Annotated in this window: 18 protein-coding genes and 1 pseudogene; 17 read left to right on the top strand and 2 right to left on the bottom strand. The window is 55.7% G+C overall.

All coding sequences use genetic code 11. The features are described from left to right. The first annotated feature begins 58 nt into the window (after window positions 1–58). The 16 genes from V7Q41_RS03850 to V7Q41_RS03775 all read left to right on the top strand — a co-directional run bounded on the left by V7Q41_RS03850 (window position 59) and on the right by V7Q41_RS03775 (window position 14091). The gene (locus tag V7Q41_RS03850; RefSeq protein WP_333843146.1) at window positions 59–574 is read left to right on the top strand and encodes a GNAT family N-acetyltransferase; all 516 of its coding nucleotides are present in this window, start codon (window positions 59–61) and stop codon (window positions 572–574) included. A 12-nt stretch (window positions 575–586) separates the two neighbouring features. Beyond that, window positions 587–874 (top strand): DnaJ domain-containing protein, encoded by a 288-nt coding sequence (locus V7Q41_RS03845; protein WP_333843012.1) that lies wholly within the window; start codon window positions 587–589, stop codon window positions 872–874. Beyond that, window positions 871–1419, top strand: coding sequence for a hypothetical protein (locus V7Q41_RS03840; RefSeq protein ID WP_333843010.1), 549 nt, complete (start codon window positions 871–873; stop codon window positions 1417–1419). The genes V7Q41_RS03845 and V7Q41_RS03840 overlap by 4 nt, the downstream gene beginning before the upstream one ends. 12 nt (window positions 1420–1431) lie before the next feature. Continuing rightward, a complete protein-coding gene (locus tag V7Q41_RS03835; protein ID WP_333843008.1) occupies window positions 1432–2187 on the top strand; it encodes a hypothetical protein in 756 nt (251 codons plus the stop codon). A 13-nt stretch (window positions 2188–2200) separates the two neighbouring features. Next, on the top strand, window positions 2201–3403 hold the full coding sequence (locus V7Q41_RS03830) for a hypothetical protein (RefSeq protein ID WP_333843005.1): 1203 nt from the start codon (window positions 2201–2203) through the stop codon (window positions 3401–3403). A gap of 3 nt (window positions 3404–3406) precedes the next feature. Next, window positions 3407–4129: a tRNA-uridine aminocarboxypropyltransferase gene (locus V7Q41_RS03825; protein WP_333843003.1), complete on the top strand. Its 723-nt coding sequence runs from the start codon at window positions 3407–3409 to the stop codon at window positions 4127–4129. Window positions 4130–4144: 15 nt separating this feature from the next. Continuing rightward, entirely contained in the window at window positions 4145–5083 is a 939-nt protein-coding gene (ylqF, locus tag V7Q41_RS03820; RefSeq protein ID WP_333843001.1) for a ribosome biogenesis GTPase YlqF, read from the top strand. A gap of 12 nt (window positions 5084–5095) precedes the next feature. After that, entirely contained in the window at window positions 5096–5689 is a 594-nt protein-coding gene (locus V7Q41_RS03815) for a 3'-5' exonuclease (RefSeq protein WP_333842999.1), read from the top strand. Window positions 5690–5785: 96 nt separating this feature from the next. Beyond that, window positions 5786–6658 (top strand): fumarylacetoacetate hydrolase family protein, encoded by an 873-nt coding sequence (locus tag V7Q41_RS03810; RefSeq protein ID WP_333842997.1) that lies wholly within the window; start codon window positions 5786–5788, stop codon window positions 6656–6658. 230 nt (window positions 6659–6888) lie between these two features. Beyond that, window positions 6889–7692: an alpha/beta hydrolase gene (locus V7Q41_RS03805; protein ID WP_333842994.1), complete on the top strand. Its 804-nt coding sequence runs from the start codon at window positions 6889–6891 to the stop codon at window positions 7690–7692. 103 nt (window positions 7693–7795) lie between these two features. Then, window positions 7796–8710, top strand: coding sequence for an alpha/beta hydrolase (locus V7Q41_RS03800; RefSeq protein ID WP_333842991.1), 915 nt, complete (start codon window positions 7796–7798; stop codon window positions 8708–8710). A 3-nt stretch (window positions 8711–8713) separates the two neighbouring features. Next, window positions 8714–9682, top strand: a complete 969-nt coding sequence (locus tag V7Q41_RS03795; protein ID WP_333842990.1) for a Bug family tripartite tricarboxylate transporter substrate binding protein — start codon at window positions 8714–8716, stop codon at window positions 9680–9682. A gap of 59 nt (window positions 9683–9741) precedes the next feature. Further along, complete coding sequence (locus V7Q41_RS03790; protein ID WP_333842988.1) at window positions 9742–10710, top strand: tripartite tricarboxylate transporter substrate binding protein; 969 nt, start codon at window positions 9742–9744, stop codon at window positions 10708–10710. Window positions 10711–10713: 3 nt separating this feature from the next. Continuing rightward, window positions 10714–11190 (top strand): (2Fe-2S)-binding protein, encoded by a 477-nt coding sequence (locus V7Q41_RS03785; protein ID WP_333842985.1) that lies wholly within the window; start codon window positions 10714–10716, stop codon window positions 11188–11190. Then, window positions 11187–13376, top strand: coding sequence for a xanthine dehydrogenase family protein molybdopterin-binding subunit (locus V7Q41_RS03780; RefSeq protein ID WP_333842983.1), 2190 nt, complete (start codon window positions 11187–11189; stop codon window positions 13374–13376). Before V7Q41_RS03785 ends, V7Q41_RS03780 begins: the two co-directional genes overlap by 4 nt. Window positions 13377–13398: 22 nt before the next feature. Then, the gene (locus tag V7Q41_RS03775; RefSeq protein WP_333842980.1) at window positions 13399–14091 is read left to right on the top strand and encodes a substrate-binding domain-containing protein; all 693 of its coding nucleotides are present in this window, start codon (window positions 13399–13401) and stop codon (window positions 14089–14091) included. Between the two features lie 3 nt (window positions 14092–14094). On the opposite strand, the gene V7Q41_RS03770 is transcribed toward V7Q41_RS03775, so the two are convergent. Next, window positions 14095–15123, bottom strand: a complete 1029-nt coding sequence (locus tag V7Q41_RS03770) for an acetylxylan esterase (protein WP_333842979.1) — start codon at window positions 15121–15123, stop codon at window positions 14095–14097. Between the two features lie 30 nt (window positions 15124–15153). Continuing rightward, window positions 15154–15885, bottom strand: a complete 732-nt coding sequence (locus V7Q41_RS03765) for a formylglycine-generating enzyme family protein (RefSeq protein ID WP_333842976.1) — start codon at window positions 15883–15885, stop codon at window positions 15154–15156. Between the two features lie 212 nt (window positions 15886–16097). On the opposite strand from V7Q41_RS03765, the pseudogene V7Q41_RS03760 reads away from it, so the two are divergent. Then, window positions 16098–16169 (top strand): annotated as a pseudogene (locus V7Q41_RS03760) (3-keto-5-aminohexanoate cleavage protein); the annotation flags it as partial. Window positions 16170–16178 lie beyond the last annotated feature (9 nt).

Genomic DNA, 16178 nt, shown 5'->3' with positions numbered 1-16178 from the left:
TTTGCTGGGACAATAGCTCTCTTTATAGATCACGAAATTCCCTCCCTCCATGTCCGACCTGACACACGTTGAAGTTCGCCCCGCCACCGTGCGCGACGCTGCAAAAATTGCCGAGCTGTACGCTGCCGCTGCCAAAGAAGCTTTCAAAACCATGCAAACCGGCACCCAAGTGCTGCCCGTGCCACAGGAAAAAAACACGGTTTACTGGCGCGAAGCCATTGAATACGCCGAGCCCCAAGTCCAAGTCGCGGTAGAGGGCAACACCCTCCTTGGTTTTGTGGGTTACGACCGATCACGCGACAAAGGCACACCCAATACCTTGGGCGAAATTTGGGACATCTATGTGGATGCCGCCTACTGGGGCAAAGGCGTGGGCTTGGCGTTGTGGGATGCGGCGCGCGAAGGTTTGCAAGAAGAAGGCTGCACCCATGTGTCCATCTGGGTACCGATTGCCAACGACCGCGCCATGCGCTTTCACGAGTTGGCGGGTTTCAAGCGCGAGATGTCTAGCGCCAAGACCGTGCCCATGGGGCCCGTCAAGGTAGAAGAAATTCGCCTCAAGCAATCGCTTTAACCAGAGCTGCCTGTGACAGAACACTACACCGCCTTGGGGCTTAAAAGCGATGCCACGCTGGCAGACATCAAACGTGCCTTCCGCCAAAAAGCCTCTCAGCTCCACCCCGACCGTAACGCTGCAGAGGACGCAGCCGAACGCTTTCGTGAAGTGCAAGAGGCTTACGACATCTTGTCAGACAACGACAAACGCAAAGCCTATGACGACAACCGCCGCCGCCATTTGCTGGACGACCCCGCACAGACAGCACGCGAAATTTGGCAAGCCTACTTTCAGCAAGTTTTGAACAAAGCATCATGAGCATTTCCCCATTTTTTCAAGAGCTTCGCTCTGCCTACCAAGCCGAGTTGGACGACCTCAACTCCGATTCAGAAGGGCAATACATCCTCGACAAGCGCTTGGCTGAAAAGCGCAAAGAGCTTGACTTTTTGTTGCAGATGATGGACCTCAACCCTGAGATGGTGGCTGTGGTGTTGCACCAAGCCTTTGAGTTTCATGAGCCCGAGTTGATGGCGCACATCATCACCCGCGATGAAGATGATTTGCTCAGCTGGGATGCTTTGTCGGAGGGCGTGCGCATTGCCCCATGGGCGCAACCCATGGTGGAACAAATCTTGGCTGAGCCCGTAGGCGCTTGGTTCATGACCGTTGCCGCTGCGCTCGAGTACATGCATGGCACGCCTTTGAGGTCTGGCGCAGCGTCACATGACGCCGATGCAGACGAAGATGTGCAAAACGTCGAGCGCGGCGATCAGCCCGAACAAGACGAAGAACGCGAAGCCCGCGAACGCGAAGAAGCAGGCAACGCATGGATGGTCGAACAAGGCTTTGACAGCAAAGAATAAACAGGTAACCCCATGACCGACAAAACCCATGCCATGGCACTGATCGCCAGAACCCAAAGTCTGATCGCCGCAGGCGACATCACGGCTGCAGAAGCAGCCTTGGTCGAGCTAGCCGATGCCGAGGGCGATCAAGCCTTGATGGTGGTGCTAGAGCAACTGCCCCCCAAAGACATCTTGGCGGTGATTCGTGAATACGACACGTCCAAAGAATCGGTCATCAACTTGCTGGTCACCCCCGAGCAATTTGCGCGCGCTGTGGTGATTGAAAAACAATACAAAGACCTCACCCGCACCCACCTGCGCGGCATGATGAACGCCATCATTTTTAGGGAAGACGCAGACACGGTTGAGTTCCTCACCGCCATGGGCGATTTAGAGGGCGGCGCTGAAGCGCTGGCTGATTACTTCAGCGAAAAATGGAGCCGCATAGAAGCCTTTGCACGCACCGGCACGTTTGACACCCACGAAGACGATGGCGTCATCTTGTCTGAAAGCGCCCTGCTTGGCTCAGCCTACGTCAGACCAAGGGTAGAAGAAGACGAAGTGGCAGACCAAGACTGGATGCAACTCGCCTGGATCTTGCGTCATAAAATTCCTGACCTCTTTATTGAAATGCTGCTGGTGTTGCGCGCCAAAGCACGCGCCCACGATGCCGGCTTGTCGCAAGACGACGAGGAAGAAGACGACGGCAAGGTCGAGACCAGCGCCACCGACCGCGGCCAAGCGACACCTGCGGCCCGAAATTCGGACGAAGAATCTGCCATCTAAGTTCGCTGCCCCTATGACGTCATCTGTTGCTGTTTTTGACGACCGCCCTTTCTTTGAAAAGGCCATTGCCTTCGGCATGCAACACGGCGTGTTGGACCAAGCCCAGCTAGACGCCATCCAAACCGATGCGCCCAAAGGCATGGTGCAAATCGCGCGCTACTTTGGCAGCGAGTTTTTGCGCCCCGAGCTCGAAAAAGCCAAAGACCGCATCGTCAACCTGGTCAGCCTCACGCTGCAAATTCAAAGCGGTGGTGACTTGCGCATAGCCGCCGAGCAGCTGCGTGAGCACTCGTTCATGTCTCGCTCCAAGGCCGCATCTGACATGCTCAAAGCCCTCATCGTCATGCCGCAAAACACGCACTTTGGCATGAACGCGCAAGGCGGCTTTAGCGACCAACACCTCGCGCAATTGGCCAAGTGGTCGCTGTGCAATTTAGCCGACTACCAAGCCGAGCTGGCCAAGCGCCAACAAGTGGCGCACGTCATCGACGCCGCCATTTGGATGGCAGATCACATGGGGCTGCATGCCGATGATTTAGAAGAGGCTGGGTGCGATGCAGAAGCCGTGATTCGCACCGCGCTTTTGGCCGCAGCCACCCAACACAAAGAAATGCCAGACTGGGTGGCATTTCAAAAAATCATTGCCACCCTGCGCAAACCCAGCGTCACCCACAACATCCAATTGGCCGCACCCAAGCACCTGCCCGCTGAATTCAAAGCTGCGGTGGCGCATGTGCGGCTGAGCATAGAGGCCGACTTGCCCAAAATTTTGGACGCAAAGCTCACACCGCAAAAACTGTTCAACCAAACACCTGCTTTTGTCGGCCGCTACTTTTGGGTGGAAGACGGCTTGTCCGAGGTCGACCACTTTGACCGGCAAACCTCTGCAGCTTGGACCAAAGCCACAGGTGGACACAGCGACGACAGCTCTTTGCTCACCCTGTTTTTGTGCATGGCCGCAGCAAGCACAGGCAAAACGCTGCTGACGGAGAAATCAGCAACCAGCTTGATTCGCAAAATCCGAAAGTCAGGCATGCAACCCGAACTGGCCACCGCGTTCATCCGTGCCAACGCGCCCGTCGAGCACCAAGAAGGCTATGTGGAGATGTGGAATGCGTTCATCGACGATGCCATCGACATCTTAACGAGCGACCACGATTACACATTGCACGATGCGCTGTCGCTGTTACGCCGCGACTGCAATGTGGCTGAATAAGCTGTGCCTCACGCCGTTTCGCGCTTACGTGCCAGCCGCCTAGAACGCAGCGTCAAACCCTTTTTGGCTCGAGGCGGCCCCAAAGGTCAGCGCTGCACAGGTTGTCGTCTGTTGCCCACGCATTGCATTTGCGCCTTGCGGCCCGATGTGCAAGCGCGCGCAGGCATGTGTTTGCTCATGGCCGACATCGAGCCGCTCAAGCCAAGCAACACCGGTTGGCTGATTGCCGATGTGGTGAGCGACACCTATGCTTTTGCTTGGGCACGCACCGAAGTCGCGCCCGAACTGCTGACACTTTTGATGGACCCACAATGGCAACCCTATGTTGTGTTTCCAGCTGAATTTGTCCAAGCCGAGCGGGTGGTGCATGACCTGATGCACCCAGCCAACAAGCGCCCCTTGTTCATCCTGCTTGACGGCACATGGGACGAAGCGCGCAAGATGTTTCGCAAAAGCCCCTACTTACAAAACTTCCCCGTGCTGAGTCTGAAAGCCGAACAACTGTCTCGCTACACACTGCGCCGTGCACAAAGCAAAAACCACCTGTGCACCGCCGAAGTGGGTGCGCTGTGCCTAGACCTGGCCAACGACACACGAGCTGCCGCAGCACTCAAGGCTTACTTGGAGGTGTTCACCGAGCACTACCTGAGGGCCAAGCACCAACTCCCCGTTGATCTGGCCGATGCTGTGCATGTGCGATTGCAAGCGGCTATTGACGCCGCGTGAACGACAATCAACGCTATGGCAATTCAATGGTTCCCCGGACACATGCACCTCACGCGCAAGGCGATTGGGGAGCGCATCCAAGAGATCGACGTCGTCATCGAAATGCTGGACGCCCGCTTGCCCGGCTCCAGCGCCAACCCCATGCTGGCGGAACTCATCAAGGGCAAGCCCGCCCTCAAAATTCTGAGCAAACAAGACTTGGCAGATCCCGAGCGCACCGCGCTCTGGCTGGCCCACTACAACGCGAGGCCAGGCGTGCGTGCCATAGGTCTAGACACCAGCATGACCTCGCCCGCCAAAGCGTTGATTGAGGCCTGCCAACAACTCGCACCCAATCGCGGCGGAATGGCCAAGCCCATGCGCGTGTTGATTTGCGGCATTCCCAACGTGGGCAAGTCCACCCTCATCAACACCCTCAAAGGCAAACGCGCGACCAAGACGGGTGACGAAGCCGGCGTGACCAAAACCGAGCAACGCATCGCACTGGCTGATGACTTTTATTTGTACGACACCCCTGGGGTGCTGTGGCCGCGCATCATCGTTGAGCAAAGCGGCTTTAACTTAGCCGCCAGCGGCGCGATTGGCGTGAACGCGTTTGACGAAGAAACGGTGGCGCTGGAGCTGCTCAACTACCTCATTGCCCACTACCCCGAGGTGCTGCACCAGCGCTACACCATCGACAAGGTGCCAAGCCACACCGATGAGGAAATGCTAGAAGCCATTGGCCGCAAGCGCGGCGCGGTGCAAAGCGGTGGGCGCATCAACACCACCAAAGCCGCGCACATCGTGATCCATGATTTCCGCACCGCTGCGCTGGGTCGCGTGACGCTAGAGACGCCAGATGAGTTTGCCACTTGGCTGGCGCAAGGAAAAGTTGCAGATGCCGAACGGGCAGTGCGCAAGGAGGCGATTGAGAAAAACAAGAAAACCGCACACAAATCTAAAAAGCGTTGAGATCAGCCACCTATGACACAACGCCTAGAAACCCCCGACAAAGACGCCATCGCCCTGCTTCCGCCTTTTGAGCGATTGGGCCTCGACCGCATAACCCTCGTCAACACGGCTCAGCAAGCCGAGCTGGCGCACGATGCCTTGATCGCCTCAACGGCTTGGGGTTTTGACACCGAGTCCAAGCCCACCTTTCGTGTGGGCGAACTGTCGGACGGGCCGCATGTGTTGCAGCTGTCCACTGGGCAACGCGCCTGGGTGTTTCAACTGCACGACCCGGGTTGCAAAGCCGTGGCTGCTGACTTGTTGGCTCGCCCAGGCATTGCCAAAGCTGGCTTTGGCTTGGGTGATGACCGAAAACGCATCATCCTTAAACTGGGTGTGGAACCTGCAGGCATCTTGGAGCTCAACACCATTTTTAAAATGCAGGGCTATCGAAAAGAAATGGGCGTCAAGGGCGCAGTAGCGGTGCTGTTCCAGCAGCGTTTTCAAAAGTCTAAAAAAGCAGCGACCAGCAACTGGGCCAACCCACACTTGAGTGAATCGCAGCTGATCTACGCTGCCAACGATGCCTATGCGGCTTATCGGGTTTGGGAAGCCCTGGGCATTTAGGCGCTTGTCTCTTGGGTGTCTTGCCTCCAAGTGCGCCCTGCCTATGATGGCGAAATTGGTTCAACACAAACCAACGGTTCATTTCAGGAGAAAACTTTGCGCATCGCTACTTTCAAGCTCAACGGTCAACGTCATGTGGGCCAAGTGTCTGCCGATGGCCAACACGTCACGGCCTTTGCACTGACCGAAGACCAAGCCCGCCACGGCGCCCAGCACCTCATTGATGCCCTCGTGGCGGGACACGCCCTGCCACAACTGGCGGGCACGCCGCACGACATCAGCCATGTCCACCTAGAAGCACCGTTGCCTATCCCCAGACGCAATGTGTGGTGCGTAGGCCGCAACTACCATGCGCATGCCAAAGAGCTGCAAGCCTCGGTGTTCAAAGACAGCAACGCTGACACCCAAGCTTGGCCCATCGTGTTCACCAAAGTACCCGAGTGCGTGGTGGGCCCAACGGCCGATGTGCACCTGCCTGGCGCTGCGGTGTCGGCGCAAATCGACTACGAAGCTGAGTTGGCGGTGGTCATTGGCAAGGGCGGCAAGAACATCAGCCAAGCCGATGCCATGCACCATGTGTTTGGCTACACCGTGGTCAACGACGTGACTGCACGCGACGTACAAATGCGCCACCAACAATGGGACATGGGTAAGTCGTTTGACACCTTCTGCCCGATGGGCCCCTGGCTGGTGACAGCAGACGAAGTGGATGGCCGCAACACCCGCGTGCGTTGCTGGGTCAACGGCGAATTGCGCCAAGACGGTCCCACCGAAAACATGATTTTCGATATCCCCACCCTGATCGAAACCATCTCACGCGGCATCACGCTCTACCCCGGCGACATCATTGCCACAGGCACACCCGCTGGTGTAGGGATGGGCCTAAATCCACCCCGCTACATTGCCAAAGGCGATGTGATCCGCGTTGAAATTGACGGCGTGGGCAGCATCGAAAACCGCTTCGTTTGAGACGATAAAAAGTAGACAGGCATTTGCCTGACCTACCCGCGAAGCACCCAAGGAGACAAGACATGAAACGACGTCAATGGCTGTGTGCTGGGTGATTGATGGATCGTTTTTAATTTCTAATATTTTCAAAAAGGCAAACCATGGTTTGGAGTGAAGAATATTTTGTTGAACGCGAAGATGTTCGCCTTTATGTCTACAGGAAGCGCGCCACCGCTCCAATTGAGGGAGATTTGACTAAACCCGTGTTGTTGTTGGTTCATGGCTCAACAGTCTCAGGCCGCAACACCTATGACCTGCAAGTACCAGGCGGCAAAGACTATTCAGTGATGGATTATTTTGCAGAGCGTGGTTACGACGTTTGGACCGTCGACCATGAAGGTTACGGCCGCTCCAGTTGGTCTGGCCGAGGCAACAGCGATGTGCGCACAGGCGCCAAAGATCTGGCCGCGGTCGTTCCCTTCATCTTGCAAAAAACGGGCGTTGAAAAAATCAACATCTTTGGCTCTTCTTCAGGAGCACTGCGGGCCTGCCTCTACACTGAGGCGCATCCCCAGACGGTGGCTCGTCTCGGCCTCTCGGCGCTTGTCTACACCGGTGCAGGCTCACCTACCCTTGAGCAGCGTCGCAAAAAATTACCCGAATACAGCACCAGCCCACGTCGCAAAGTAGATTTGGCTTTTTATGAAGGCATGTTCAACCGAGACAAGCCAGGCTCCAGCGAAGACAGCGTTCCAAAGGCCATTGCGGCTGCCGAACTGCCCCTGGTCAGCGAAGTGCCCACAGGCACCTACGTGGACATGTGTGCCAACTTGCCTCTGGCGAAACCAGAAGCCATTCCCTGCCCCACCTTGGTGATACGCGGCGAGTTCGACGGCATCGCCGCAGAACCCGATTTGCTAGATTTTTTCACTCGTTTACCCACGAAGGACAAGCAATTTGTGGTGTTGTCGGGAATTGCGCACAACCCCATGATGGGCGTGGTTAGAAACAAATTTCACTTTGCTTTGGAGAACTTCCTCAAAGCCCCTATGTAAGCCCATTGATTTTTTCCCTGTCGTGCAGTTTTGTACGGCAGGGCTTCAAGGACCCCATGAGAGGTCTGCAGAAATGCCCAAAACCACACAGGAGACAAATCACATGACAAACGTTCAATGGTCTGGTGGCCAAGAGCACTGGACTCACAAAGGAGATATACGTCTCTTTTTGTGGCACAAACCAGCATCCCCCAATGTCCCATCAGCAGGCACCATCTTATTTGTGCATGGCTCATCGATGGCATCCCAACCGACTTTCGATTTACATGTGCCAGGTAGACCTCACTCCTCTGTGATGGACTGGTTTGCCGAGCGTGGATATGACACGTGGTGTATGGACAACGAAGGGTATGGTCGATCGGATAAAAATCGCCCCATCAACTTCGATATCAACAACGGTGCTGATGACTTGGCAGCAGCAAGCGAATACATACTGAAAACCACCGGTTTTGAGCAGTTGCTCGTCTACGGTATTTCTTCAGGCGCACTCAAAGCTGCTTTGTTTGCACAGCGCCATCCCGAGCGCGTTGCAAAACTGGCATTGGATGCATTTGTTTGGACAGGTGAAGGCAGTCCGACTCTGGCAGAACGCGCCAAAAAACTTCCAGAATTTCTCGCTAAAAACAACCGTCCGATTGACCGCGCATTTGTGCACAGTATCTTCAACCGCGATCATCCAGGGTGTGCGGACGAAGCCACCAAAGACGCGTTTGCCGATGCCATCCTCACGCTCGATTCGAACATGCCTACAGGCACTTATGTGGACATGTGTTCCAAACTACCTTTGGTGGACCCTGCTCACATCAAGGCGGCCACACTGATCATGCGCGGTGAGTATGACGGAATTGCCAGCCTTGACGATCTGTTGAACTTCTATAAATTGCTTCCCTGCACCAACAAGCAATTCAGCATCATGCAAGGCATCTCACATGCCAGCTTCCAGCAGAAAAACTACCTGATGGTTTACCAAATTCTGCACAGCTTCTTTTCTCAACCTGAACCGTCTTACAAGGGTTAATCTATGAAAAAGCTATTGAGCACCGTTTGCACTGCCGCCTTGTTGACCTTGTCTTGTGGCGGCGCACTGAGCCAAAACTATCCCACCAAACCCGTCAAAATCATTGTGCCTTTTGGCCCTGGCGGTTTCACCGATGTGGTGGCAAGAATATTAGGCGTGAAGCTGAGTGAAAGCCTGGGGCAGCCGGTGGTCATTGAAAACAAGCCAGGCGCTGGCTCGATGATTGGCTCCGATCAAGTTGCCAAATCTGCACCAGACGGCCACACGCTGTTGATTGTTTCATCCACACATGTCATCAGTCCTTGGATCTACAAGACCCTCCCCTACGACCCCATCAAAGCGTTCACACCCGTGACGAAATTGGTCGATTCACCTTACGTGCTTCTCACCAACCCCAAAGTACCCGTCAAAAACGTCCAAGAGTTCATTGCCTTAGCCAAGTCAAAACCCAATGACATCCATTACGCCTCATCAGGCAATGGCAGCGCCCAGCACCTGATTGGCGGTTTGTTTGCTTCAATGACCAAGACACAGCTCAAGCACGTGCCCTACCGCAGCAGCAGCGCAGCAGCAACCGACTTGGTTGCGGGCGTGGTGGAAAGTAGTTTTGCTGGCGTTCCCAATGCACTGGCGCAAGTGCCCAATGGTCGCCTCAACGCATTGGCCGTGACCAGTGCCAAGCGCATTCCCCAATTACCCAATGTGCCCACCATGCAAGAAGCGGGTGTGCCAGGGTATGACGCCACGATCTGGCTGGCCATGCTGGCACCCGCAGGGACGCCTGCCAGCATCGTCAACCGTCTCAACAGCGATATTGCCAAAATCATGAGTTCACCTGAAACCCAAAAAGCCATGTATGAAGCGGGCGTTGAAGTTAGCCTGTCGACCCCTGCAGCCCTGTCACAGCTGATGGTTTCCGAACTCGACAAATGGGGCAAAGTCGCCAAAGAAGCTGGCATCACGCTCGAATAATCGATTTAGACTATTTTTAAAAACCCAAAAACTCTCATCACAATCACTGGAGACAAAACATGTCCGCTCTTACACAAATTCTGAAAATTTTGGCATTGACCGCAACCGTGGCATCTGGCTTGGCACATGCACAAAGCTACCCCAACCGCCCCGTCAAAATTGTGGTGCCATTTGCCACTGGCGGTCCTGCTGACAATTACGCCCGATTCATGGCCCAGCGCCTGAGCGAAGAGCTCAAGCAGTCCTTTGTGATCGACAACAAGCCTGGCGCGGGCTCCATCATCGGCACCGACTTTGCCGCCAAGTCACCTGCCGATGGCTACACCTTGCTGATGATGTCAAACACGCAAACCGTGAATGAATCTTTAATTCCCAACAAGCCGTTTGGCTTGATGAAAGACTTTGTCGGCATCGCGCCCATCAATTACTCCAACTTGTTGTTGGTGGTACACCCTTCCGTACCCGTCAAAAACGTGGCTGAACTCGTCGCCTTAGCCAAATCCAAGCCAGGCAAGCTCAACTACGCCTCGTCTGGCAACGGCACGCCCTACCACATGGCGGGTGAATTGTTCAAACACATGGCAGGTGTTGACATGACACATGTGCCCTACAAAGGCAGCTCGGGCGCGCGCACCGACATTGTGGGCGGCCAAGTGGATGTGATGTTTGATGCAGAAACCACCATGACCGAATTTGCCCGTGGCGCCAAGGTGCGTGCGCTGGCTGGTACAGGCTTGGCCCGATCTGCCAATTTGCTTGATCTGCCGACAGTCGCAGAAACCGTGCCCAAATACGAAGCCACCATTTGGTTGGGTTTCATGGCGCCCAAGGGCACACCGGCCGACATCGTGAACAGACTCAACGCTGAAGTACGCAAAATTGTCAACAACCCCGAGGTGAAAGCCACCTGGGCTAAACAGGGCGCAGTTCCCATGTCCATGTCCGTGCCTGAATTTGAGCAATACCTCAACGCTGACATAGCCAAGTGGGCCAATATCGTCAAAGTCTCGGGCGCAAAGGCGGACTGAGCCATGAGCCAGCCCATGGTGGCTTTCCATGTCAATGGTCAGGTGGTGTCGGTGCAAGACCAGCAGGGTCAAACCTTGCTGGATGTGTTGCGCAACACCCTCCACCTCAAAGCCACACGCATGGGCTGCGGCCAAGGCGAATGTGGTGCGTGTCGTGTGATGGTCGATGGCCATGCCGTGGCGGCTTGCGACACGCCGCTGTGGTCGGTGAACGGCAAGCAAGTGACCACTGTCGAAGGCCTGGGTAGTCGCGCTGCACCCCATGCCTTGCAAACAGCGTTCATCGAGGCGCAAGCCATGCAGTGCGGCTTTTGCACCAGTGGCATTTTGATGTCGGCTGCAGCTTTGCTACAACGCCACCCCCAACCCTCGCGCCAAGAGATTGTGCAAATGCTGGACGGCCACTTGTGCCGCTGCGGCGCACACAACCGCGTGGTGCATGCCATTCAACAAGCTGCCACGCAGCTCACTGCCACATGACACCTGAATCGCTCAAAGCACATCCGCTGCTGCAGCAATGGTTAGGTCTTGGGACTGAGGGTCAAGTTCAGGCGTTTTCAGGCAAGGTCGATTTAGGTCAAGGTATCTCCAACGCCCTGCGTCTGATCGTGGCCCAAGAGCTGCGCCTCCCACCTGCACACATCCACATGGTTGCAGCCAGCACGCGCATCAGCCCTGATGAACAAGTGACTTCAGGTAGTTTGTCGGTGCAACATTCAGGCGCATCCTTGCGCTGCGCTGCAGCCCATTGGCGAGAAAATTGTCGGCTGCAAATGGCGCAGCGTTGTGGCGTGGATGTGACGATTGTTCGTTGTGAAGATGGCATTTTTCATGTGCCCACCACAGGGCAATCTGCCAGCTACATGCAGCTGACGAACCCGGAGCTGTTCAGCTCCCTCATCGATACCGCCCATGTGCATTCGCCCTGTGCGGAGCAAGATGGGCTTGGCTTGCCAAACGCTGCGGTAGCACTGCGACCCGATGTTGCCAGCAAAGTGTTTGGTGAATTTGAATTCATCCACGACCGTGTGCTGCCAAACATGTGCCACGGCATGGTGTTCAGGCCAGCCACCCTCACGGCTGAAGTGCTTGCATCTGACATGCAAATTTTGGTTCATCAATTGCAATCGCAAAGCGGTGTGTTGCGTGTGCACCAAGAGGGTGTGTTGCTGGGGGTGCTGACAGAGACCGAATTCGGCTTGAGCAAAATTGTTCAGCAAATCGAAGAAGGTGTGGCACAGGGTAAATTTTGGCGCTGCCAAGCACACGTACCCGACCCGCATGATTTGGCCGGTTGGCTCAAAGCCCAAGCCCTAGACACCACGGTGGTGGTCGACACCACGGCCAACGCCTCTTGTGCCCATCTGCACTATCAGCGTGCCGAATTTATTCGTCCTTTTCTACAGCATGCCTCGATTGGTCTGTGTTGCGCCTTGGCACAGTGGACAGAAGATGCCCAGCAACTTGAAGTGTGGAGCCACAGCCAAGGTATTTTCAACTTGCGGCGCGACCTTGCGTTGGCGTTTGATCTGCCACGCGAGCAAGTGCATGTCTCGCATGTGGAAGGTGCGGGCTGTTATGGCCACAACGGCGCAGACGATGTCGCATTTGACGCTGCTTGGCTGGCTCACCTGGTACCTGGCCGCCCCGTGCGTGTGCAATGGACGCGCCAAGCCGAGTTGGGCCATGCGCCTTTGGCGCCCGCCATGGCGGTGGCCATTCAAGCAGGGCTTGATGACAAGGGGCACATCGCCGAATGGACCCAAACCGTTTGGGGCCAAGGTCACGGTACCCGCCCAGGTCGAGGCCAAACACCTGCGCTGCTGGGCTGCTGGCAAACCGCACAGGCTCAACCCATCACGATGGCCGTCAATGCAGCGATGGCGGTCGGCGGGGGGTCGGAGCGCAACGCACAGCCACCCTACGATATTGCCTCGGTCAAGGTAATCAACCACCGCGTCATGCATATGCCGTTTCGCGTTTCAGCGATGCGCGCCTTGGGCGCACCCGCCAATGTGTTTGCAGCTGAATCGTTCATGGACGAATTGGCTTTGCTCTGCTCGCAAGACCCATTGGCTTTTCGTCTGGCACACCTGCAAAGCGCCGGCCAAGAACGTGCAGCAGCGGTGCTCAACAAGGCAACCGACATGGCGGGTTGGACTGCAGCTCGCCCCTCCAACAAACCAGAAGGTTGGGGACGCGGCTTGGCCTATGCCCGCTACAAAAACACAGGCGCTTGGTGCGCTGTGGTGGTGGAGTTGGTGGTGGCGGAAAAGGTCAAACTTCTCCATCTCTGGGTGGCGGCTGACCTTGGTCGGGTGGTGGATCGCGATGGCGCGATCAACCAAATCGAAGGGGGCGCGCTTCAGGCCGCCAGTTGGGCTTTGTGCGAATCAGCCCAAATCAGCCATCAAGGCATCGCCTCCAACACTTGGGCCAGCTACCCGATTTTGAAATTCAGCGACATGCCAGCCGTGGAGGTGTGCTTGATGGACCAACCGCAACAAGCCTCACTAGGCGCTGGCGAATGCAGCTCAGGGCCCACATGCGCTGCGATTGGCAACGCTATTTTTGATGCCATGGGTGTGCGCATGCGTGCCATGCCATTCACACCTGAGAACTTGATCAAAACCTTCGAGGCTGGACCACCAACCGCCTCTTCATAACCCTCACTGAAAAGAGTCCAACATGCATGTATTGAGTGGCGGCGCAGCCGCAGCCGTGGTCAAAGCTGTTCAAGCCGAGTTTGAACAAGTCACGGGGCAGGCGATCCATGGCACCTTCAGCGCGGTAGGCATGATGCGCGACAAACTGGTGGCAGGTGAGCCGTGTGATGTGATCATCCTCACCCAAGCGCTGATTGACCAACTCATCGCCTCAGGCCATGTGGTGGCTGGCAGCGCTCGTTCTTTGGGCCGAGTGAAAACCGGTGTGGCCGTGCGCACAGGCGATGCACATCCGAGCGTCAAAACCCGCGCCGAATTGCACGCGGCCCTGAGCGGTGCACAAGGCATTTATTTTCCAGACCCTGAAAAAGCCACCGCTGGCATTCACATCTTGAACGTTTTGAAAGCGCTGAGCCTTGACCAATCGCTCAGCAGCAAGTTTCGGGTGTATCCCAATGGTGCCACCGCCATGAGCGAAATGGCCAAAAGCCATGATGCCCATTTGATTGGCGCCACCCAAGTGACCGAAATCAACTACACCGAGGGCGTGGACTTGGTGGATGTCTTGCCGACTGAGTTTGAGCTGATCACCGACTACACACTGGGCATTTGCAGTGGTGCACACAACCCCGCGCATGCGCAACTGCTGGCTGAACTGTTGACAGGTGTTGCGTCTGCAGCGGTGCGCAAGCAAGGTGGCTTTGAGTTTGAATGAAATTCAGCGGTAACTGGTTTTAATTTCTTCAATTAAATCTTTGGTAAAACGATTCGCATCATCTGAACTACCGCCTGTCCAACCGTAACGTGTCATCGCAGTCGACCCAGTGCCGTAAACACGCATGTCACGTTTAAGTGGGCCTGCCAACAATCCATGTGCAGCATTTTCATAAAACCAAAAGACAATCGGACTTCCTTTGGATGCAAGGCCTTCGCCCCAAGCCTGAATAGGAATCGTCATCTCTCCCCGGTTGGTCAATGGGTTACATCTCGTTGCAGTGCCAGGCGCTGCAAGGGGGGATGGTCGGTTGAAATGACATGGATCAGTTCTGGAATACATCCAATCATCCGCGGTCTTACCCCCGTAATTGTCTAAACGACCGTAAACCAGCCTCAGAGGTACTTTGATCTCATCAGGCATCCCGATACCGGTTGGCGTCGCTCCTTCAGCAAAGACCATACGCACATGGTGAGGATCAACAACGGCAGCCATATTGATTGCCACACTGCCACCGTTTGACAGCCCGTTGATGTACATGCGCGTCGTGTCTACAGTTTGTAACTTGCGGGCCCACTCATAAGCGCCAAGCGTCGCCTTGAAAATCATACGTTGACGGGATTCGTTTGTGACCCCCAGAACAAACAGCATCGTGCCTTTGTATCGAAAACCATTCATTTCATACGCATCAAACAGCAGCGTTGCAACGCCTCTTGCATTGAGTCGACGAACCATTTCTAGCTCCGCGGGGCCAGGACCACCACCGCCGTGCGCAATGATCATCAAGGGTGGCTTATCTGCTAATTTGTCAGCCCAAAAAGAAGGCATAGACAGCTTCACCGAGGCATGACAAGGGTCAAACTCAGCGAGACCCCCATCCACGTAGTGGTAGCCTGAACGAATCTCCACCAATCTCGCGACATCGGGTGACACAGGGCGACACGCATCTGGCGTTTGAGCGGCAACCGTGACACACGCGGATAAGCATGCGATCGTCAAAAAAATGCAACGAGATGCCTTGGCCCATTTCATGTCTTGCACCTCGAAAGTGTTGAACTTGCACTAGCGCTCATACACACAGCGAAAGCCGATGTAGACCGCATAAAAATCAGCAGGCTTGAATGCCTGCACATCGGCCTTCATGTTGAATGCGCCGTACCACCAAGAGCCGCCAACCGTGCGTCGCTCACGCCCCTTGCCATCGGGGCTGTCGCTGGTCCACTCCCACACATTGGCCCCCATGTCATACAAGCCATTCACACCTTGCTTGGTGGCCCCCGCGGGCGCTGCGCGGGGCCAAGGATCGGCGTCACTCGTGTTGGCACCTTGTGGGCTGTCGCCCGTGGTCCAAGGATAAGTTCGGCCTTTTTGCCAAGGCGCAGGGGGCGACTCGCGCAACTCAGTAAAACCTGCAGTTTGCCACTCTGACCCCGTGGGCAAACGGCCTCCTGCCCAACGGCAATAGGCTTGGGCTTCTGCAAAATCTAAATGAACAGCAGGCATGTCGGCATGGGTCGTCTGGCCATCTGGCTTTCGCCAAGACCACCCAGGGCGACGCTCCCAACCCGCGCCATATTCAAACCCACCGCCCTCTTTTTCAGCGCGCGTGAGGGTGCCCGTGGCACGCACGTAGCGCTCGAATTGGCCAATGGTGACTTCGGTTCGATCAATCGCAAAGTGTGGCAACACCACTTTGTCGCCCACTTGCCCATGTGAGGCGGGGGTGAACAAAACGACGGGCCACAAAACCATCAGCTGGATGCACTTGAACAGCGCCGAGTTGTCGATTTGCATAACATGAAGTCCTGGTTGACGGGGTGAATTCAACACACCTGAGCAGCTTATTCTGGCAAATCATCCAAGAGCTGACTTGCTGTTGCTGAAGTGACAGTTTGAGGGCATTTCAAGCAGGCCTCAAGGGTTTACGCGCGTGTGGTGGGAGGGCTAAATTCTTAGCATGCTGGGTGTTCAGGCCATCACACCCAACAGCGAATCACTCCATATCCATGTCCAAAGTCATCATCACCTGCGCTGTCACAGGTGCGATTCACACCCCCTCCATGTCGCCCAACTTGCCGGAACGCCTA

Origin of the sequence: Limnohabitans sp., assembly GCF_036804465.1 — a bacterium.
Classification (GTDB): domain Bacteria; phylum Pseudomonadota; class Gammaproteobacteria; order Burkholderiales; family Burkholderiaceae_C; genus Limnohabitans.
This window is presented reverse-complemented; position numbering and strand designations above follow the sequence as displayed.